The organism is Sinorhizobium sp. B11, assembly GCA_039725955.1.
Lineage (GTDB): Bacteria > Pseudomonadota > Alphaproteobacteria > Rhizobiales > Rhizobiaceae > Rhizobium.
In genome coordinates this window covers 3,190,184-3,208,504 of record CP091034.1, presented here as the reverse complement: position 1 = coordinate 3,208,504, position 18,321 = coordinate 3,190,184, and the positions used below count along the sequence as shown (strand labels likewise).

General features: G+C 59.7%; 22 protein-coding genes. 8 read left to right on the top strand and 14 right to left on the bottom strand.

Features of this window, described 5'->3' with window-relative positions; all coding sequences use genetic code 11:
- Positions 1 to 3 precede the first annotated feature (3 nt).
- Positions 4 to 1,380 carry an ATP-binding protein gene (locus tag LVY75_26005; protein ID XAZ22242.1) on the top strand — a complete coding sequence of 459 codons (1,377 nt, stop codon included), beginning with the start codon at positions 4 to 6 and terminating at the stop codon, positions 1,378 to 1,380.
- Here the strand turns inward: LVY75_26005 and LVY75_26000 are convergent.
- Positions 1,377 to 1,784 carry a helix-turn-helix transcriptional regulator gene (locus LVY75_26000; protein ID XAZ25833.1) on the bottom strand — a complete coding sequence of 136 codons (408 nt, stop codon included), beginning with the start codon at positions 1,782 to 1,784 and terminating at the stop codon, positions 1,377 to 1,379. The genes LVY75_26005 and LVY75_26000 overlap by 4 nt on opposite strands.
- A 71-nt stretch (positions 1,785 to 1,855) precedes the next feature.
- Here LVY75_26000 and LVY75_25995 point away from each other — a divergent pair, with 71 nt between their 5' ends.
- Positions 1,856 to 2,728 carry an oxidoreductase gene (locus LVY75_25995; GenBank protein XAZ22241.1) on the top strand — a complete coding sequence of 291 codons (873 nt, stop codon included), beginning with the start codon at positions 1,856 to 1,858 and terminating at the stop codon, positions 2,726 to 2,728.
- A 63-nt stretch (positions 2,729 to 2,791) separates the two neighbouring features.
- Here the strand turns inward: LVY75_25995 and LVY75_25990 are convergent, their stop codons facing one another.
- The 3 genes from LVY75_25990 to LVY75_25980 all read right to left on the bottom strand — a co-directional run bounded on the left by LVY75_25990 (position 2,792) and on the right by LVY75_25980 (position 5,000).
- Positions 2,792 to 3,262: a BA14K family protein gene (locus tag LVY75_25990; GenBank protein ID XAZ22240.1), complete on the bottom strand. Its 471-nt coding sequence runs from the start codon at positions 3,260 to 3,262 to the stop codon at positions 2,792 to 2,794.
- A 143-nt stretch (positions 3,263 to 3,405) separates the two neighbouring features.
- Entirely contained in the window at positions 3,406 to 3,621 is a 216-nt protein-coding gene (locus LVY75_25985; GenBank protein XAZ22239.1) for a cold-shock protein, read from the bottom strand.
- Between the two features lie 488 nt (positions 3,622 to 4,109).
- Positions 4,110 to 5,000 (bottom strand): DMT family transporter, encoded by an 891-nt coding sequence (locus LVY75_25980; protein XAZ22238.1) that lies wholly within the window; start codon positions 4,998 to 5,000, stop codon positions 4,110 to 4,112.
- A 105-nt stretch (positions 5,001 to 5,105) separates the two neighbouring features.
- Between LVY75_25980 and LVY75_25975 the strand changes: the two genes are divergently transcribed.
- Positions 5,106 to 5,669 carry a DUF1176 domain-containing protein gene (locus LVY75_25975; GenBank protein XAZ22237.1) on the top strand — a complete coding sequence of 188 codons (564 nt, stop codon included), beginning with the start codon at positions 5,106 to 5,108 and terminating at the stop codon, positions 5,667 to 5,669.
- Positions 5,609 to 6,091, top strand: a complete 483-nt coding sequence (locus LVY75_25970; protein ID XAZ22236.1) for a DUF3052 domain-containing protein — start codon at positions 5,609 to 5,611, stop codon at positions 6,089 to 6,091. Before LVY75_25975 ends, LVY75_25970 begins: the two co-directional genes overlap by 61 nt.
- Here LVY75_25970 and LVY75_25965 read toward each other — a convergent pair.
- The 3 genes from LVY75_25965 to LVY75_25955 all read right to left on the bottom strand — a co-directional run bounded on the left by LVY75_25965 (position 6,088) and on the right by LVY75_25955 (position 7,969).
- Positions 6,088 to 7,242 (bottom strand): PQQ-dependent sugar dehydrogenase, encoded by a 1,155-nt coding sequence (locus LVY75_25965; GenBank protein ID XAZ25832.1) that lies wholly within the window; start codon positions 7,240 to 7,242, stop codon positions 6,088 to 6,090. The two genes, LVY75_25970 and LVY75_25965, sit on opposite strands and share 4 nt — an antisense overlap.
- Before the next feature lie 108 nt (positions 7,243 to 7,350).
- A complete protein-coding gene (locus LVY75_25960; GenBank protein XAZ22235.1) occupies positions 7,351 to 7,683 on the bottom strand; it encodes a sortase in 333 nt (110 codons plus the stop codon).
- Complete coding sequence (locus LVY75_25955; GenBank protein ID XAZ22234.1) at positions 7,673 to 7,969, bottom strand: hypothetical protein; 297 nt, start codon at positions 7,967 to 7,969, stop codon at positions 7,673 to 7,675. The genes LVY75_25960 and LVY75_25955 overlap by 11 nt, the downstream gene beginning before the upstream one ends.
- Positions 7,970 to 8,353: 384 nt before the next feature.
- Here LVY75_25955 and LVY75_25950 point away from each other — a divergent pair, with 384 nt between their 5' ends.
- A complete protein-coding gene (locus LVY75_25950; protein ID XAZ22233.1) occupies positions 8,354 to 9,556 on the top strand; it encodes a pyridoxal phosphate-dependent aminotransferase in 1,203 nt (400 codons plus the stop codon).
- Positions 9,557 to 9,679: 123 nt separating this feature from the next.
- Here the strand turns inward: LVY75_25950 and LVY75_25945 are convergent, their stop codons facing one another.
- Positions 9,680 to 10,774, bottom strand: a complete 1,095-nt coding sequence (locus LVY75_25945) for a calcium:proton antiporter (GenBank protein ID XAZ22232.1) — start codon at positions 10,772 to 10,774, stop codon at positions 9,680 to 9,682.
- A 239-nt stretch (positions 10,775 to 11,013) separates the two neighbouring features.
- Here LVY75_25945 and LVY75_25940 point away from each other — a divergent pair, with 239 nt between their 5' ends.
- The gene (locus LVY75_25940) at positions 11,014 to 11,295 is read left to right on the top strand and encodes a DUF2188 domain-containing protein (protein XAZ22231.1); all 282 of its coding nucleotides are present in this window, start codon (positions 11,014 to 11,016) and stop codon (positions 11,293 to 11,295) included.
- A 25-nt stretch (positions 11,296 to 11,320) separates the two neighbouring features.
- On the opposite strand, the gene LVY75_25935 is transcribed toward LVY75_25940, so the two are convergent.
- Complete coding sequence (locus LVY75_25935; protein ID XAZ22230.1) at positions 11,321 to 12,241, bottom strand: LysR family transcriptional regulator; 921 nt, start codon at positions 12,239 to 12,241, stop codon at positions 11,321 to 11,323.
- Between the two features lie 89 nt (positions 12,242 to 12,330).
- Here LVY75_25935 and LVY75_25930 point away from each other — a divergent pair, with 89 nt between their 5' ends.
- A complete protein-coding gene (locus tag LVY75_25930; GenBank protein ID XAZ22229.1) occupies positions 12,331 to 13,350 on the top strand; it encodes an NAD(P)H-binding protein in 1,020 nt (339 codons plus the stop codon).
- Position 13,351: 1 nt separating this feature from the next.
- Here LVY75_25930 and LVY75_25925 read toward each other — a convergent pair whose 3' ends face one another.
- The 4 genes from LVY75_25925 to LVY75_25910 all read right to left on the bottom strand — a co-directional run bounded on the left by LVY75_25925 (position 13,352) and on the right by LVY75_25910 (position 16,834).
- Entirely contained in the window at positions 13,352 to 14,149 is a 798-nt protein-coding gene (locus LVY75_25925) for a 3'-kinase (protein ID XAZ22228.1), read from the bottom strand.
- Between the two features lie 73 nt (positions 14,150 to 14,222).
- Positions 14,223 to 15,347, bottom strand: coding sequence for an alkene reductase (locus LVY75_25920; GenBank protein XAZ22227.1), 1,125 nt, complete (start codon positions 15,345 to 15,347; stop codon positions 14,223 to 14,225).
- A gap of 24 nt (positions 15,348 to 15,371) precedes the next feature.
- Positions 15,372 to 16,538, bottom strand: a complete 1,167-nt coding sequence (locus tag LVY75_25915; protein XAZ22226.1) for an MFS transporter — start codon at positions 16,536 to 16,538, stop codon at positions 15,372 to 15,374.
- Between the two features lie 2 nt (positions 16,539 to 16,540).
- A complete protein-coding gene (locus LVY75_25910; GenBank protein ID XAZ22225.1) occupies positions 16,541 to 16,834 on the bottom strand; it encodes a helix-turn-helix domain-containing protein in 294 nt (97 codons plus the stop codon).
- A gap of 229 nt (positions 16,835 to 17,063) precedes the next feature.
- Here LVY75_25910 and LVY75_25905 point away from each other — a divergent pair, with 229 nt between their 5' ends.
- Positions 17,064 to 17,384, top strand: coding sequence for a hypothetical protein (locus LVY75_25905; GenBank protein XAZ22224.1), 321 nt, complete (start codon positions 17,064 to 17,066; stop codon positions 17,382 to 17,384).
- 28 nt (positions 17,385 to 17,412) lie between these two features.
- On the opposite strand, the gene LVY75_25900 is transcribed toward LVY75_25905, so the two are convergent.
- The gene (locus LVY75_25900) at positions 17,413 to 18,309 is read right to left on the bottom strand and encodes a LysR family transcriptional regulator (protein ID XAZ22223.1); all 897 of its coding nucleotides are present in this window, start codon (positions 18,307 to 18,309) and stop codon (positions 17,413 to 17,415) included.
- Between the last annotated feature and the right edge of the window lie 12 nt (positions 18,310 to 18,321).

Sequence of the window (18,321 nt, the reverse complement as noted above, 5' to 3'; positions counted from 1 at the left end):
CAGATGGTGACATTCGACAGCTTGCGGCGGGAAGACCGCTCTCCTGCACCCGGCTGGCGCTGGTTCGTCCGCTGGCTGCGCCGGCGATTGCCAACGGGTCTCTATACGCGTTCGTTGCTGATCATCATCATTCCGATGGTGCTCCTGCAGTCGGTCGTCGCAGCCGTCTTCATGGAACGTCACTGGCAGATGGTGACGGAGCGTCTGTCGCTTGCCGTCACCCGCGATATTGCCGCCATCATCGAGGTCATCGACACCTATCCGCAGGATGCCGATTACAGCGACATAACCCGCATCGCCCGCGACCAGCTCAGCCTGCAAATTTCGATCGAGCCGGATGGCGATCTGCCGCCGCCGCGCAACAAGCCGTTTTTCTCGATCCTCGACGGCATTCTGAGCGATGAGATCACCGATGAAATCCGCCGGCCGTTCTGGATCGATACGGTGGGCAATTCCAATCTCATCGAGATCCGTATCAAACTCGACAATCGCATCCTGCGCGTGATCACGAAACGCAGTCAGGCCTATGCATCGAACACGCATATTTTCATTCTCTGGATGGTCGGTGCGTCACTGGTGCTGATCGCCATCTCGATCCTGTTCCTGCGCGGCCAGATCCGGCCGATCCTCAATCTCGCGCGGGCGGCGGAAAGCTTTGGCAAGGGGCAGAAGGCGGACAATTTCTATCCCCGCGGCGCCGATGAAGTGCGGCGCGCCGGTCTTGCCTTCATCCTCATGCGTGAGCGAATCGAGCGGCAGATCGAACAGCGCACGGCGATGCTCTCAGGTGTCAGCCACGACCTTAGGACCATCCTGACACGCTTCAAACTGCAGCTGGCGCTCGCCGGCGAGAATCCCGATCTTGCCGGCCTCAACGAAGACGTCAACGACATGCAGACCATGCTGGAGGCCTACATGGCCTTTGCCAGGGGCGAGGTTGAGGAGGATGTCGGGGAGCTGAAGCTCAGTGAAGTCTTCGAGAAACTCGAGGCCGATTTCGACCTGCACGGCAAGGCGCTGACCTATTCCATCGATGGCGAGGACCATATCGCCGTGCGCCCCAATGCCTTTACGCGGCTTGTTACCAATCTGGCCTCGAATGCAAGGCGTTATGCCGATACGCTTCATATCGAGGCCAAGCATAGCGCAAAGTGGCTGACGATTGTCTTTGACGACGATGGCCCCGGCATCCCCGAGAAGTATCGGGAGGACGTGTTCAAGCCGTTCTTCCGGCTGGACAGTGCACGCAATCTCGATGCCTCGGGTACCGGTCTCGGACTCGCCATCGTGAGAGACATTGCCCGTAGTCACGGCGGTAATATCACACTCGGCGACAGTCCGCTTGGCGGGCTGAGGGCGACGGTACGTATTCCAGCCTAGCGGCTGGCTGCAGGTTTGTCGGCGTCAAACTCATTGAGGTGGACTACGATCCAGCGCCAGAGCGAGACGACCTGCGTCAGCAATTCGCGCCCGAGCGGGGTCAACTCATATTCGACGCGCGGCGGTACCTGCGGATAGAGCGTGCGGATGACGAGGCCGTCGCTTTCGAGCGTGCGCAATGTCTGTGTCAGGACTTTCTGGCTGATATCCTCCACCCGCTCCAGCACTCTTGAAAAGCGTAGAGGCCCGTTCGCTTCCGAAAGCACGTGCAGGACGCGTAGCGGCCATTTTGCAGCGGCACGTTCCAGCATCTGCCGGGCTCGCGCATCCTGCTCATCGCTCATGTTACGACAGAAATCAAAGATGTCGTCTTTCATTACAGTTACCTTCAGGTTTGTATAGATCCATTGGGTACCTTCTTTCTAAAGGAAACAATAGATCCTAAATGGATTGAGAACCGAAAAGGAGGTTTCCCATGTCAAAGATTTGGTTGATTACCGGAAGTTCGCGTGGCCTCGGCCGCGCGCTCGCCAATGCCGTGCTTGAGGCGGGCGACAAGCTGGTCGCGACGGCGCGCGATCCCGCCCAGCTTGCCGATCTTGTTGATGCGTATGGCTCGCGCGTTCTCGCCCTGGCGCTCGATGTGACCGACGAGGCGGCGGCAGAAGCGGCCGTGAAGACCGCGGTCGATACATTCGGCCGGCTCGACGTGCTGGTCAACAATGCCGGTTACGGCAATGTCGCGCCGATCGAGGATACGAGCCTTGCCGAATTCCGGGCGCAGATCGAGACCAATCTCTTTGGCACGATCATCATGACCAAGGCGGCGATCCCGGTCATGCGCGGGCAGGGGGCAGGCCATATCATCCAGTTCTCTTCCGTCGGCGGCAGGATCGGGCCTGTCGGGCGCGCGCCCTACGCGGCAGCGAAATGGGGCGTCGAGGGCTTTTCTGAAGTGCTTTCCAAGGAGGTCGGGCCGCTCGGCATCAAGGTGACGGTGATCGAGCCCGGCGGCTTCCGCACGGATTTTGCGGGCTCGTCGACGGCGATCTACGAAGGCCGTCCGGAATATGCCGAAACGGTCGGCGCCATGGCGGAATATCAGCGCAACTATAATGGCCGCCAGCCCGGCGATCCGGCCAGGGCGGCCGCCGCGGTGCTGCATATCGCTTCGCTCGATACGCCGCCGCTGAGATTGCTGCTCGGCAGCGATGCGGCCGCAGCAGTGGAAAAGGCGGATGCAGCGCGAATGGAGGCCGATCGCAGCTGGCGTGTCGTCAGCCAGTCGACCGATTTCGAACAGAGCGGCGATGCCCGGCCCATGCCTTGGGATAAGAAGGCCGGCTGAGGTGCGGACAAAAGAAAAGCGCCGCACTATTGCGGCGCTTTTCGTCAAAACATCTTCGGCCGATCAGCTTGCGACGCAGAAGTGCTCGCGGCCATCATTGCCGACATAGGTGCCGCTCTGCGGATCGAAGCTGCGATAGCGATAGGAGCAATAGCGTTGCCACTGGGCGCTCCAGGGTTCCATGGCGCTTACCGCGCGCCCATAGACGGGGCGGCCATAGACCGGCTCGGAATAGACGGGTTCGGAGTAGACGGGACGCGCGCGGTAGACCGGCGGGGGAGCATATTCCGGCTCATAGACCGGCGGGTCAATGTAGCGGCGCTCTTCATATACCGGGCCGTTGTTGGCATTGGCGATGGCAGAACCGACGATCAGGCCGGTCGCAAGGCCGACAGCGCCGCCGACCAGTGCATCGTTGCCGTGGTCGTGGCCATGACGCCAGTAGCGATCTCCAGCCGAAGCTTCACCGATGGCTGCGAGGGTCAGAGCAGCTGCGGTTGCTGTCAGAAGAATGGTCTTTGCAAGCCTGTTCATCGCGTAAAATCCCAGTATCGGAAACCGGAAGCGGTCCCTTCTCTATGGTTCCGAAACTAGCCGCGGCATGCTGAATGGAGTCTGAACGACAAAACCCGGCATGGCTGCCGGGCTTCAACTCGATTCCACGCCTATGCGAGGGTTCAGCCTGAAATCTGCAGATTGACGGCCTTCGGGCCCTTGCCACGGCGATCCGGCTCTGTGTCGAAGCTTACTTTCTGGTTTTCCGTCAGACCGGCCAGGCCGGAAGCCTGAACGGCAGAAATGTGAACGAAGATATCGGCGCCGCCCTTGTCCGGCTTGATAAAGCCGAAGCCCTTGTCGGTATTGAAGAATTTTACAGTGCCAGTCTCGGCCATGCCTCAGGTCCTTTTGTCTCCGCCCGCCATCCACACGGGCAGCATTACGCTATTGCCTTCTCGCGAAGACGCTGGCAGGCAGATCTTGAAATGTGAGAAAAAGGTCCCCTCTACCTCCACCGGTTCCAGGCAGGACTTAACGCCCGCTTTCATTGGGACCGGCTGACCGGAATATTAGCGTTTCCGGCTCGCAAATTCTTAAGGACTTCCCATGCTCGCAAAATGCCCGAACGCGCGAAGAGTGCTGCGTTTGAAGGATTTTGGCAAGCAAAAGTTTTTTAACGGGTTCCTAAGAAGACCCCCGCAAATATGGCCTGTTTTCGCAAAAACGCCAAAAAATCCTCGTCGGAAGCAATTGATTAACGTTTTATATCGTCTGCAATATAAGTTCCGGGCAGATTTTACCAAAAATGCAACGCTAGCGCGTCTTGTTGTTGGCTTAAAAAAAATTTCAGATGGTACTAAACGCCCCATAAATGGACGCGTGTTCAGGCCGTCGGGGAGCGGCGGCGGGTCATTTCGGGCACGAGCTCGACTACAAGCATAGCGATAAACATCAGCGCACAACCGATATAGCCGAGTGGCGGCATGCTCTCGCCCAAAAGAAGTGCGGCAAGCGTGGCGCCGAACAGCGCTTCGGCGGAGAGGAAGATCGCCGCTTGTGACGGCGTCGTGTAGCGCTGGGCGACGACCTGCAGCACGAAGGCGACGCCCGAGGAGAAGATACCGACATAGAGGATTTCGGGTGCAGCCACGTGGATATCTGCCAGGCTCACCGGTTCGAAAAGGGCGGCGATGATGAGCGCACAGGCTGCCGTGACCGCAAACTGGGCGCTGGACAGTGCAAGCGGCCGTCCCGTTTCGCCGACTGTCGTTCCGGCAAGCGTGATCTGGATCGACCAGAAGACGGCGCAGACGACCGTCAGCAGATCTCCCACCGTCAGGGCCGAAAGCTGGCCGCCCGACAGCATGTAGATGCCCGACACGGCCATGATGGCGCCCGGCCAGATGATCCAGTGCGGTGAGCGGCGCAGGAAGAAGACTGCGATCAGCGGCACAAAGATTACATAGAGCCCGGTAATGAAACTGGAATTGGTGACAGTCGTCGTCTGCAGGCCGATCTGCTGTGTCGAAGCACCGCCAAAGAGCGCCAGCCCGATCATCAGATAGAGGCCGAGATGCCGGCGGCTGGTTGCGACCTTCGCCTTGCGCGCTTCGATCAGTGTGAAAGGCAGGGTGGCAAATGCGGCGATGGCGAAGCGCAGGCCGATGAACCAGAAGGGGCCGATCGCCTTCATTGCCGTCGACTGCGCGACGAAGCCGCCGCCCCAGATGGCAGCTGCAAGCAATAGAAGGAGGTTCGCCTGAACGCGCGTCATCTCGCCCTCGATGTTCGGGAAGCATTTAAGAGTTGTGCTGCCGGGTTAGCAGGCGCATCTCTTTTCGACAAGGATGGGAATTCCTCAAATGGTTCGGAGGCACGGATGAAGCGGCAACTGATTGCGGCCGTTACGGCAGCTGCCCTGGCTGGGCCTGGGAATGTTTCGGCCGAGGCTTCATCACCCGTCCGGCCGATTGCACACTTTGCCGATTTGCCCGATGCGGTGCGCGCGGATGTCGAGTCCGATGACGGCGACTGCCACATCGAAGAGCAGCGGCTAGCCTATGGCGACGCCTTCGAAGTCACCGGCGAGACCGGGAAGAGACTGATCATCGTGCCTTGCGGCCAGTCCGGCGCCTACAACATGCCTTTCGCGATCTATGGCGGTTACGGCGACCGGATTTCTCGAACGGTCTTTCCGCTGAAGTTTTCGGAAACGACCGGCGATACGGCAGTCAATATACGCTACGACGCTGCGGAAGGACGCTTCACCTCTTTGCTGAAGGGGCGCGGCCTGGGCGATTGCGGCAGCTATTATGCGTGGCGTGCCGCCGGGCTCGATAGCACGGATTTTCTCGTTCTCGAGGAAGTGCGCATCAAGGAAGAATGCGATGCCAGGGCCGACGGCGGTCCGGCAACGTGGCCGCTCGTGTGGAAGCGCCAATGACGTCAGGCTATTCCGGCACGCCGCTCGCAAAGAAGCTGGGGCTTAAAGCGGGGCAGGCGGCTTTGCTTGTCAATGTCCCCGATGGGCTGAAGGAGATCGACGAGTTCGAGGGCTTTGTTTCGGTCGCACGTATCTTATCGCAAGGGTCTCATCGGCAATTCGACTATGTCCATATCTTTGAGACGCAGCGCGCGGTGCTGGAAGACATGGCAGCGGCTTTGTTTTCCGCGATCAAGCCGGATGGCATGGTCTGGATATCCTGGCCGAAGAAGAGTTCGAAAGTCCCGACCAGCATCACCGAGGACGCCCTTAGGGAAGTCCTGTTGCCGACAGGTCTCGTCGACGTCAAAGTCTGCGCCGTCGATGATGTCTGGTCCGGGCTGAAATTCATGATCCGCAAGGAGTTGCGGAACGCGCTCTAGCCGGCCCGGCTTTCAGCGCGGGAAACCCGGAGCAGTTCGCCGTCATTCTCGTCGGTCACCATCAGCAATGCGCCGTCGGGGGCGACGATCACGTCCCGGATGCGGCCATAGTCACCCTCAAACAAGCGCTCCTCAGCGGCGAAGGCGCCGCTCGAATCCCGCTGCATGCGGGACAGCAACTGGAACTTCAGCGCTGCTACGATGAAATTGCCGTTCCATTCCGGAAACATCTTGCCGCGATAGACGACGAGGGCGCCAGGGGCGATCGACGGGTCCCAGTAGTGCAGAGGCTGTTCGAGGCCCTCCTTGGCTGTTCCTTCGCCGATCTTGGCACCGGAATAGTCTCGGCCATAGGTGATAACAGGCCAGCCGTAATTCTTGCCGGGTTCGGGATTGTTGATCTCGTCACCGCCACGCGCGCCATGTTCGACGGTGTAGAGCTTGCCGTCGGCGCTGTCGAAAGTGATGCCCTGCGGGTTGCGATGACCCTTGGACCAGATTTCCGGCAGGGCCTTATTGCTATCCTTGAAGGGATTGTCGGCGGGAATGCTGCCATCGGCGTTGAGATGGACGATGGAGCCGGCATCATCCTTCCAATCCTGCGAGCGGTTGCGGTTGCCGCGGTCGCCGACGCTGATGAACAGCGAGCCGTCTGGGGCGATCGCGATGCGCGACCCATACTGGATGTTGCCGCGGGTAAAGCGCCGCATGGTGAAGATCGGCGTGACGTTCTCGAGGCTCTTTTCATCCGGGGAAAGTGTTGCGCTGAACGCCTCTGTGCCCGAACCCCGGTCGCTGGCGGTTGCAGCGGTCAGATAAAGCTTTCGGCTGGTCGCGAAATCCGGGGCGAGGGCGACATCCATCAGGCCGCCCTGGCCCTGGGCGCTGACTTCTGGCACGCCGCGGATCGGATCGGAAACCCTGCCGTCACGGATGATGCGGAGCCGCCCCGGTCGCTCCGTGACGATATAGCTGCCATCGGGCAGGACCTCGACCGCCCACGGATGCTCGAGCCCTTCGGCGAGCTTTTCGACTCGAACCGAAACTTCCTTTGTCCTGACAATGTCTCCAATCTGGGCAAGGGCTGGCCCCGAAAAAGCCATGGCCCCGCCGAGGAGCAGGATAAAACGGAATGGCGAGATCGTATCCATCATATTCCCCGTCGTCATTTTGAGGGGAAGTTGGCGCGGGGCATGGGGCGCTTCAACCGCAATCGCCGCTCATAACGGTTTTGTGTTCTCGGGTTGAACGAGTGCGGGTCAGTTGATTATGCGGGGAGAGAAGCGGATATCGAAATCGGCATCCTGCAGCTCCGCACTCATCATCCGCTGTGTGATGAAGCCGGTGCGCTTTGCTTCCGCTTTCAGGAAGAGGCCGCAGCCGATCAGGGCCATGCCGTAGAAGGCGAGGCAAACGATGCCGACGGCGACCAGTTTTTCGACGACAGAAAGCCCGGGGAGGCGAGGTCTCGGCGGTGAAGGCGGGGCCTCATGGGCAGACGCCGCGGCCATTGCCAGTTCGAGATAGGTCGGCAGCGGCTCGAACGAGCCCGTTTCCTCGGTCCAGCCGGACCGCTGCGGCTTAACGGACATGGCGCGGCCCCTCCGAGAGACGGCCCTTGATGCGGCGCAGCCAGATGGCAAGTCCGTTTGCGGCGACGAACGCGGCCAAAAGTACGGTTGCGCCATCAAGGATCTTCTGATCGGCATAGGACGTTTTGAGGGAGCTGGAAGCCATGGCCGGCCCTGCTTCGGCGGCCGAAAACAGGCAGAACGTCGCGACGATGCAGCTTGCAAAAGCAATGACTGCCACCATCAGCGATAGGGAAACCCGGATTGCACGCAGGCGTTCTGCCGCGCGTTCGTCTTCCAGAAACATGGTATGCCCTCAATAACCAGTGTCGGATGGTGGAGAATATCGTTTCGATCTCGGCACTCTCACGACCGAATTGCGGCGCGCCACGGCATTTGTTGCGGCTTATTCATGGCAAATGGTAAACGGGCGATAACCTTGATTTTTAGTAATAAATTAGGGCCGACCTCAGAAATTGAATCAACTTCCCGTGTGCGTGGATCGACCACCCGCAGCGCCACTTCAAAGCTCCATTCAAATTTCCAGACGCAGATGCGGCAATTGATCAATAAGAATCATCGCGGCCATCATGCCTTTGCGCTTGAAATGATGTCATACATTGGACATAGAGCTTAGCGCAGAACTCCGGTCCCGGCCTTCTGCCCGTTTCAACCTTGTAGGACCGATATCATGGCCTTCCTTGCCGATGCCCTTTCCCGCGTGAAGCCTTCAGCCACCATCGCCGTTTCTCAGAAAGCGCGCGAACTGAAAGCAAAAGGACGCGACGTGATCGGCCTTGGCGCCGGCGAGCCCGATTTCGATACGCCCGAGAATATCAAGAAAGCGGCGATCGACGCGATCAATCGCGGCGAAACGAAATACACGCCGGTATCCGGTATCCCCGAGTTGCGTAAGGCGATTGCCGCCAAATTCAAGCGCGAGAACGGTCTGGAATATTCCTGGGAGCAGACAATTGTCGGCACGGGTGGCAAGCAGATCCTGTTCAACGCCTTCATGGCGACGTTGAACCCCGGCGATGAAGTCGTGATCCCCGCGCCTTACTGGGTATCCTATCCCGAGATGGTGGCGCTCTGCGGCGGCACACCGGTTTTCGTTTCGGCCACCCAGGAGCATAATTTCAAGCTCCAGCCTGCCGATCTCGAAAAGGCGATCACGCCGAAGACCAAGTGGTTCATCTTCAATTCGCCGTCCAACCCGACGGGCGCTGCCTATACGCATGACGAGCTGAAGGCACTGACGGACGTGCTGATGAAGCATCCTCAGGTCTGGGTGCTGACGGACGACATGTACGAGCACCTGACCTATGGTGACTTCAAATTCGTCACGCCCGTCGAAGTCGAGCCCAAGCTCTACGACCGCACGCTGACGATGAACGGCGTCTCCAAGGCCTATGCGATGACCGGCTGGCGTATTGGTTATGCGGCAGGCCCGATCCAGCTGATCAAGGCCATGGACATGATCCAGGGGCAGCAGACATCGGGTGCGACCTCGATCGCCCAGTGGGCGGCCGTCGAAGCGCTGAACGGCACGCAGGACTTCATCCCCGAGAACAAGAAGATATTCGAAGGCCGCCGTGACCTCGTCGTTTCCATGCTGAACCAGGCCAAGGGCATCGTCTGCCCGGTGCCGGAAGGCGCCTTCTATGTCTATCCGTCCTGCGCCGGTCTCATCGGCAAGACAGCCCCGTCCGGCAAGGTGATCGAGACGGACGAGGATTTCGTTTCCGAACTGCTGGAATCGGAAGGCGTTGCCGTCGTTCATGGCTCGGCCTTCGGCCTCGGCCCGAACTTCCGCATCTCCTATGCGACGTCGGAAGAATTGCTCGAGGAAGCTTGCCGCCGCATCCAGCGCTTCTGCGGCGCCTGCAAGTAATCGGCAGCATCAGCCCTATCGAAAAGCCCGCCAGAGATGGCGGGCTTTTTCTTTGTCTCATTTTTTGATTCAACGTGCTTCGAAGGCGATTCCGCTCTTGGCGCTAAGTCGCTGATTTCAGGTTCAAAGTCCGATCGCCGTCAGCATGATGAACGTGGCGAAGAGGATGAAATGTGTCATGCCTTCGATGGCATTCGTTTCGCCGTCGTTGAGGTTGATTGCCGCGGCGATCAGCGTGACCATGACCATCACCGTCTGGACCGGCGACATGGCCATGATGAAGGGCTGGCCGGTATAGAGCGCGATCGCTTCCATGACCGGCACTGTGAGGATCACTGTCGAGAGAGAGGCGCCCATGGCGATGTTGACGGTTGCCTGCATGCGGTTGCGGAGTGCGGCCCTCAGGGCCGTCAAAATTTCAGGAGCGGCGGAGATGGCGGCGACCACGATTGCGGTCACGGCCACAGGAGCACCGCTATCCCGCAGGCCCTCATTCATGAAGCCCGACATGAATTCGGCGAGCGCACCGATGATGACGACGCCGATCAGGATGATGGTGATCGAGGTCGCGACCGACCCTTCGTCGTGGTGTTCTTCGGGATGCTCCTTCTGCCGTTCCGAGCGTGGATAGCTGTAGGAAAAGAAATAGCTGTGCTGGCCGACCTGCATGCGCAGGAAGAGGCCGTAGAGGGCGATCATGGCAATGATGGTGAAGCCGGAATAATAGTGCCACTTGTCGTCGGGCACGAATTCCGGAACGATCATCGAGATGCCCATGGCGGTCAGGATCATCACGCCATAGGTCTTGCCGGAATTGTCGTTATAGGGTTGCTCGCCATGTTTCAGGCCGCCAAGCAGGGCGGCCAGGCCGAGGATGCCGTTGATATCGAGCATGAGCGCTGAATAGATCGTATCGCGCACGAGCGTTGGCGACGTTTCCTCGCCGCTCATCATGATGGCGAGGATGATGACTTCAACGGCGACGGCCGAGAGCGTCAGGATCATGGTGCCGTAGGGATCGCCGACCTTGACGGCCAACAGTTCGGCGTGATGGGCGACGCGCATGGAGGCGAGCACAATGGTCGCGATCAGAGCGGCGGCCGCGACAAGCGCCATGGCCCGGCCGGCCTCCATGACCGAATGTTCCAGCATGTAGGCGATGATCGCGACCACGACCGCCACGATCAAGAATTTTTCTTCCTTAAGATGCAATGCCATGTCTACCGCCAGCGCCGAGTTTGATTCCCTCCGGGAATCTAAGCCGGTGATTTTTCTAGGCAAGCGGACTCGTAGCTGATGAAATTTGCAGTCTGTGACGATTAATGAAATACTGCTTTTCATACGGCAGCCGAACCCAGATCGCGGCGTCCTCGAAATCTTCTCAAGCGGCCCGCGCTGAACCGGACATGATCCGGGAGCCTACGGATGCGCAACGAGAAGAAAGAGGAGACACATGCATGGTCAAGGTGGTCTATGAGGTCGTACCGCATGACGGCGGCTGGGCCTACAAGCTTGGAGACGTCTATTCCGAGGCATTTCCGAGCCACTCCGAGGCGCTAGAAGCTGCCCGCATCGTTGCGGCCGAGCAGCAGGTCGGCGGCGACTCCGCCGAGATCAGCTGGCAGGACGCGCAGGGCAAGTGGCACGAGGAATATGCCGAAGGTGGCGATCGTCCCGAAACCGAGGTTGTGGACGGGTTCACCAAGAGCCGTTCGCCCGAGGTTTCCCCCGAGCCCTGATCTCCCGCCGATTATCTGACGTCTTTCAGCGCGTCATCAGGCGCGCGTTTCCCCTGCATGACTTGATGTAGCTCAGCAGACCATCAACCAGCGCGTCGAAGGTTACGCGGCAGCGCGGCGAGGTCCTGAGGCTCTCGTGCATGACAACCCATGTGCCAAGCCGCATCTCGAATTCATCCGACAGAATGTGGACGAGATCATGGTTCGGGCGGGCGAGCCCCGTCTGGCAGATGCCGATGCCTATCCCGGCGCGGATCGCGGCCAGATGGGCGAGATGATTGCTGGTGCGAAAGGCGGCCGCGAGTTCGTCAACTGCCGGATAGAGCTTGCGCATCATGCGGATATAGGCCGTCTGCCGGTCGAAGCCGATGATACGATGACCAGTGAGATCGGCCATTGTCTGCGGTGTGCCGTGGCGTTCAAGATAGCGGCGATGGGCGTGGAAGCCGAGCGGGATATCGCCGATCCGCCGCGCCAGCAGCACATCCTGCTGCGGCTCGGTCATACGCACGGCAATATCCGCCTCCCGGTTCATGAGGTCTTCCAGCGCATCCGATGCCGACAGCTCCACCTGCAAACCCGGATAGGCCTCCTGCAGATCGGCGATGATCGGCGGCAGCACTTCGATGCCGATCACTTCGCTGGCGCTGATGCGCACGGTGCCTTCCACCTTGTCGCGCCGGCTGGATGCCGTGCGCAGGAAGGCGTCGGCCGTCGTTGCGAGCGTCTCGGCATAGGGTTTCAGGTCGAGCGCCATATCGGTCGGCAACAGGCCATTCGAAGAGCGGGTAAAAAGCTCCGCACCGACAGCCTGCTCCAGCGCGTCGATATGACGGCCGATCGTCGGCTGGGTCAGGCCGAGTTCACGCGCGGCAGCCGAGAGCGATCCCTGACGCAGGACAGTGAGGAAAGAGCGATAGAAATCCCAGCTTGGTTCGGTATCCATATAATTATGTATAGCGACGGAACTTATTTCGTCAATTTTGTTTATCGTGGATAGAAGGCATAGTCGTCTCATCGAACAAGGAGATGATCATGAGCAGTGAATATCAGGATAAGAAACTGGCGCTGGTTCTCGGCGCTACCGGCGGCATCGGCGGTGCGGTGGCCCGCAAGCTGCAGGCCCGCGGCTGGACGGTGAGGGCGCTGAACCGCAACGCCGCGAAAGCATCGGCGAGCGGGCAGGGTTTCGACTGGATGCAGGGGGACGCGATGAATGCGGCGGATGTGCGCAAGGCGGCCGAAGGTGCAAGCCTTATCGTGCATGCCGTCAATCCGCCCGGTTATCGCGACTGGGAGAAGCTGGTTCTGCCGATGCTTGATAATACGATTGCCGCAGCTCGTGCCGTTGGCGCCCGCATCGTACTGCCAGGCACCGTCTATAATTTCGGGCCGGATGCGTTTCCCGTTGTGACGGAGGATAGTCCGCAGCATCCGGTGACGAAGAAGGGCAAGATACGTGTCGAGATGGAGAAGCGTCTGAAGGCGGCTTCAGAGACCGGCACAGGTGTGATCATCGTTCGCGCCGGCGATTTCTTCGGGCCGGGCGCGACGAGCAACAGCTGGTTCTCCGCCGCCTTCGCCACGCCGGGCAAGCCTGTTGGTACGATCAAGAATCCGGCGAGACCGGGCATTGGTCACCAATGGGCCTATTTGCCCGATGTTGCCGAGACGATGGTGCAACTCGTCGAGCGGGCAGCGCGCCTGCCAGCTTTCGCTTGTTATCACCTGAACGGCTTCTGGGATGGTGACGGCCAGCAGATGGCGGAGGCTGTCCGGCGTGTTGCCGGCGGCGCGGCAAAGATCGGTCGCTTCCCCTGGTTCATTGTACCGCTGCTCGCTCCTTTCATGACCGTCATGCATGAGCTGAAGGAGATGCGTTACCTGTGGAAGGTGACGGTGCGTATGAGGAACGACAAGCTGGTGGCCGAACTCGGAACCGAGCCACATACGCCGATCGACGAGGCCGTGCGCGCGACGCTCATCGCGCAGGGATCTCTGCCGGAACCGCATTCTGCAGCGACGCCAGCGCACTCTCTCACGATCGGAAATTAAGCTAGCCCAGTTCCGCGAGGGCGATACGGGCAACCGTCAGAGGTTTTTCCGCCGAGGCTTGGTCGCCATCTTCAAGAAACCAGGCAGCGGAAAGACCGGAATAGGCAGCGATCCATTTGAGCAGCCTTGATGGTTCGATATCTGCCTCTTTGGAGACAATCGGAAGCTGGCGCTGGAGCCGCTTGGGATCCGTCGTGGTCGGCAGGTCTTCATTGGCGAAGATATTGGCAAAGTCATAGCCGCGTTCGCCGTAGATCCGCTTGGGATCGATCGCCAGCCAGCCGCGTTCGCCGAAATCGAGGATGTTGCGGTGGTGGATGTCGCCGTGGAGAATGCTGAGCTGTTGCGGTGCAGCGAGCAGGCTGTTGGCAATCCTCCAGCTATCAACAAACGTGCCGCCATGGGCGCGCGCTGCCGGTTCCAGACTGCGGAACCAGCGCTCGAGTGTCGGGGAACCGGAGAGAGGCACGGGGCGCGGCGCATGCAGCCTTGCTGCAGTGCGCACCATGATGCGGCTTGCTTCATCATCCTCGCCGTTCAGGGCCATTTCCAGCAGCGAATACTTGTCGGCCGCGCGCTCCAGAAGAATGGCGTCGTCCTGCTGCGCATAGACCTTGGCCGCACCGTCACCATCCCACCATTTCATCAGCAATGCGCCTTCGCGCTCACTGCTGTCGGTTGCGACTTTCAGCATCGCGGGTTTGTCCCGCCAGGTGACCGGCAGGAGGCGGCTCGAATGGGTGATGATGGGCTCGCCGTCCGAGGTAAGCGACCAGCGTTCGAGATAGGGTGAGAACATGCGCGCATGCTAGCGGCAATGGTCACGAATGGAAATCCCGCCGGATGGCGGGATTTCGCTTCGGCGAAAAGGATCAGGCGACCTTTTCAAGCAACGGATAGTCGATATAGCCCCTGGCATCGCCACCATAGAAGGTCGATTGGTCCGGTGGGTTCAGCGGCAGGTTCTTCTCCAGGCGTTCGACAAGATCGGGATTGGAGATGAAGGGCTTGCCGAGGGCGACGAGGTCGGCCGTACCGTTTTCCACGGCTTCAATCGCCATGTCTCTGACATAGCCGTTGTTGACCATCCAGGCAGCCTTGCCGCCAGCCCTTTCATAGGCAGCGCGCAGTGCCTTGTAGTCGAAGGACGGGTTGTCGCCCTGGCGATAATCACGCTCGCCGCCGGTCTGGCCTTCGATGACGTGGATATAGGCGAGGTCGTACCTGGCAAGGCCTTCAACGACATGGGTGAAGAGTGTCTGCGGGTTGGAATCATAGGATTCACCCGACGGCGTCACCGGCGAGATGCGGATCGCGGTGCGGCGCGCGCCGATTTCCCTGGTCACTGTTTCAACGACTTCGAAGAGGAAACGGGCGCGGTTTTCGATCGAGCCGCCATATTGATCGGTGCGGTCGTTGACGCCATCACGCATGAACTGGTCGAGCAGATAGCCGTTGGCGCCGTGGATTTCGACACCATCGAAGCCGGCGTCGATCGCAGCACGGGCGGCCTTGCGGTAATCCTCGATGATGCCGGGGATTTCGGAGGTTTCGAGTGCACGCGGTTCGGACGTTTCGGCGAAGGCGCCGGTGCCGTCTGCATTAACGAGATAGGTCTTGGCCTTGGCGATGCGGTTGGTCGAGGAGACCGGCTTGGCATTGTCGGGTTGCAGCGTGTTGTGGGAGATGCGTCCGACATGCCACATCTGCACGACGATCTTGCCGCCTTCGGCGTGGACCGCATCCGTCACACGCTTCCAGCCGTCGAGCGCTTCCTTGCTGTAGAGGCCGGGAACGTTGGCATAGCCCTGGCCTTGATGCGTGATGGCGGTCGCTTCGGTGATGATGAGGCCGGCCGAGGCGCGCTGGCGGTAATATTCGACGTTGAGATCGTTCGGGACTGCGCCCGGCGAGCGGTTACGGGTGAGCGGCGCCATGACGATATGGTTCCTGAGGGAAATATCGCCGACCTGCGTCGGCTGGAAAAGCTTGGCCATGGAAGGTCCTTTCTGCTTGGGGGATCACTCGGCGGTAGCGGGGTTAGTCTGTGCCCGGCCGGAGAGATAGGTGAGCGCCGTCGCTGCGAGGCCGATCAGGGCCATGGCGGCAGCGGCGAGGGGAACATGAACGAAGTCGAGACCGGCATTGATGACCATGCCGCCGACCCAGGCGCCCAGCGCATTGCCGGTGTTGAAGGCGCCGATATTGATGGTCGAGACGAGGTTTGGCGCATCCTTGCCGAAGCCGACGACACCGACCTGCAGGGCAGGGACCGCAGCGAAGGTTGCGGCAGCCCAAAGGAAGAGCGTTATCTCGGCCGGGATAACGAAGCGGCTGGTGTAGAAAAAGACGGCGGAGGTGAGTGCGATTACAGCAAAGACGCTGGCAAGCGTGGCTCCAAGCCGCCAATCGGCAAGCTTGCCGCCGATGAGATTACCGACTGTCAGTCCGATGCCGATCAGGAACAGGGTCCACGTGACGCCTTCCGGCGAGATGCCGGTCACGTTACGCAACAGCGGGGCGATGTAGGTGAAGAGCGTGAACATCGAGGCCGCGAAGAAGACGGTCACCGAGAGCGCCATCCAGAGGCGGACGTTCTTCAATGCCGCGATCTCGCGCAGGATGCTGCTCTGCGTTTCCTGCTTGTCGCGCGGCAGGATGGCGATCAGGCCGGCAATGGTGACGACGCCGATGGCGGTAACGACCCAGAAGGTGGAGCGCCACCCGAAAGCCTGGCCGATGGCAGTGCCGGTTGGAACGCCGAGAACGTTTGCCAGCGTCAGGCCGGTAAACATCAGGGCGACGGCGCGGGCCTTGCGGTCTTCGCTCACAAGATTGGCGGCGACCACCGAGCCGATGCCGAAGAAGGCGCCGTGGCAAAGCGCGGTGACGATGCGGGCGATCATCAGCACCCAGTAATTGGGCGCGATGGCGCAGAGCAGGTTACCGGCGATGAAGAAAGCCATCAGCATGATGAGCGTCGAGCGTCGCTTCAGCTTGGCGGTGGAGACCGCCATGATCGGCGCACCGAGCGCGACGGCCAGGGCATAGCCCGTCACGAGCCAGCCAGCCTGGGGGATCGTCACGGAAAGATCGGCGGCGACTTCGGGCAGGAGGCCCATGATGACGAATTCGGTGGTGCCAATCGCAAATGAACTCAAGGCAAGGACGAGCAGGGCAAGGGGCATGACTAGAGATCCTGCGTTAGCTGCTGGAGAAAGGCAGCGATCGTTTCTTCATTGCGCTTGTAGAAGATCCACTGGCCGACACGCTTGCTGGTAACGAGGCCGGCGCGGTGAAGGGTACCAAGATGGGCGGAAACAGTGGATTGGGAAAGGCCGCAGCGTTCGAACTGGCTGGCGCAGACGCCCATTTCAAACGGGTGTTCCTGCGTCGGAAAGTGTTCTTCCGGTTTCTTCAGCCAGTTGAGGATGTCCATTCGGGCAGGATTGGCCAGTGCCTTGAGAATCTCGTCTTTGTCCATCGTCGTTCATCGAACTATAAATCGGATTTTCCCGATATATGGATCGATGATTTTCGATATGCAAATCACGGAGGCGTGAGCGATTGATTTCCTGGCTCTGCTTAAATCTTAAGCAAAAAAAGAGGGCCACCGGAAAACCAGGGCCCTTTATAAGTGTGAAGGTCAAAAACCTCCAGAGGGGAACAGCCAACGCGGTGGCACTGGGAGAGAACCACGAATTGCATCGGCTATGAGCGATATGGTGGTTCTTTGTGCAGCTTTCAATAGCCTTTTGTGCATGCCAGCTATGCGCTGCACAAAATTTTTCCGCACTGCGGTATCTTCCGATAAAAATTCAGGCAAAAAGCAAAAATCGGGCAAAAAAAAGAGGGCCACCGGAAAACCAGGGCCCTTTATAAGTGTGAAGGTCAAAAACCTCCAGAGGGGAACAGCTAATGCGGTGGAACTGGGAGGAAAAGCCACCGTGTGCATCAGCTATGTGCGATATGGTGCTTTAATGAGCAAACAACAACCCTTTTTTGTGCATGTCAGTCATGCGTGGGTTGCATGATTTGAGATTCATTCCACAAAAGTGGAAATCAGAAGTTCCAGTTGCGGGCCTTGCTGACGATGAAATCGCGGAAGGCTTTCAGCTTGGCGGCGTTCTTGATCTCGTCCGGATAGCAGAAATAGGTATCGAAAGAGGGGACGTCGGCATTGATCGCCAGCTGGATCAGGCCAGGGTCGCGGCCAACGATATAATCCGGCAGGCAGGCGATGCCGATACCGAGCAGGCAGGCCCGCTTGATGGAAGTCTGGCTGTTGATCTGCAGATGCGGAATGCGCTTGTTGTCCGACGAGCGGCCGGCGATTTCCAGCCAGTTCACGTCGAGCAGGTAGTTCGGCGCCGGCTCGCCGAACGTGATGATGCGGTGGTTATCGAGATCCTCGATCGTCTGCGGCTCGCCGTGACGATTGATGTAGGAGGGGGCCGCATAGACGTGCATATGCACAGTGAAAAGCTTGCGCTGGATCAGGTCCGATTGCTGCGGCTGACGAAGGCGGATGGCGCAATCGGCATGGCGCATGTTCACGTCCACTTCCTCGTTGTCGAGGATGAGCTGGATCTGGACGTCCGGATAGAGCTGCAGGAATTCCTGGATCTTGTCGGTCAGCCAACCCTGGCCGAGACCGACTGTCGTCGTGACGCGCAGCTTGCCGGACGGCGTTTCCGTCGTCTCGGTCAGCTGCATCTTGACGGTTTCGAGCTTGAGCAGCACGTCGTGGGCGGTGCGGTAAAGCAGCTCGCCCTGTTCGGTGAGGATCAGGCCGCGCGCATGGCGGTGGAACAGCTTGGTGCCCACGTCCTGCTCGAGCGCACTTACTTGACGGCTGATGGCCGACTGGGACAGATGCAGCTTGTCAGCCGCATGCGTAAACGATCCGGCTTCGGCAGCTGCGTGGAAAATACGCAGCTTGTCCCAGTCCAATGGCATTCCCCCACCCCT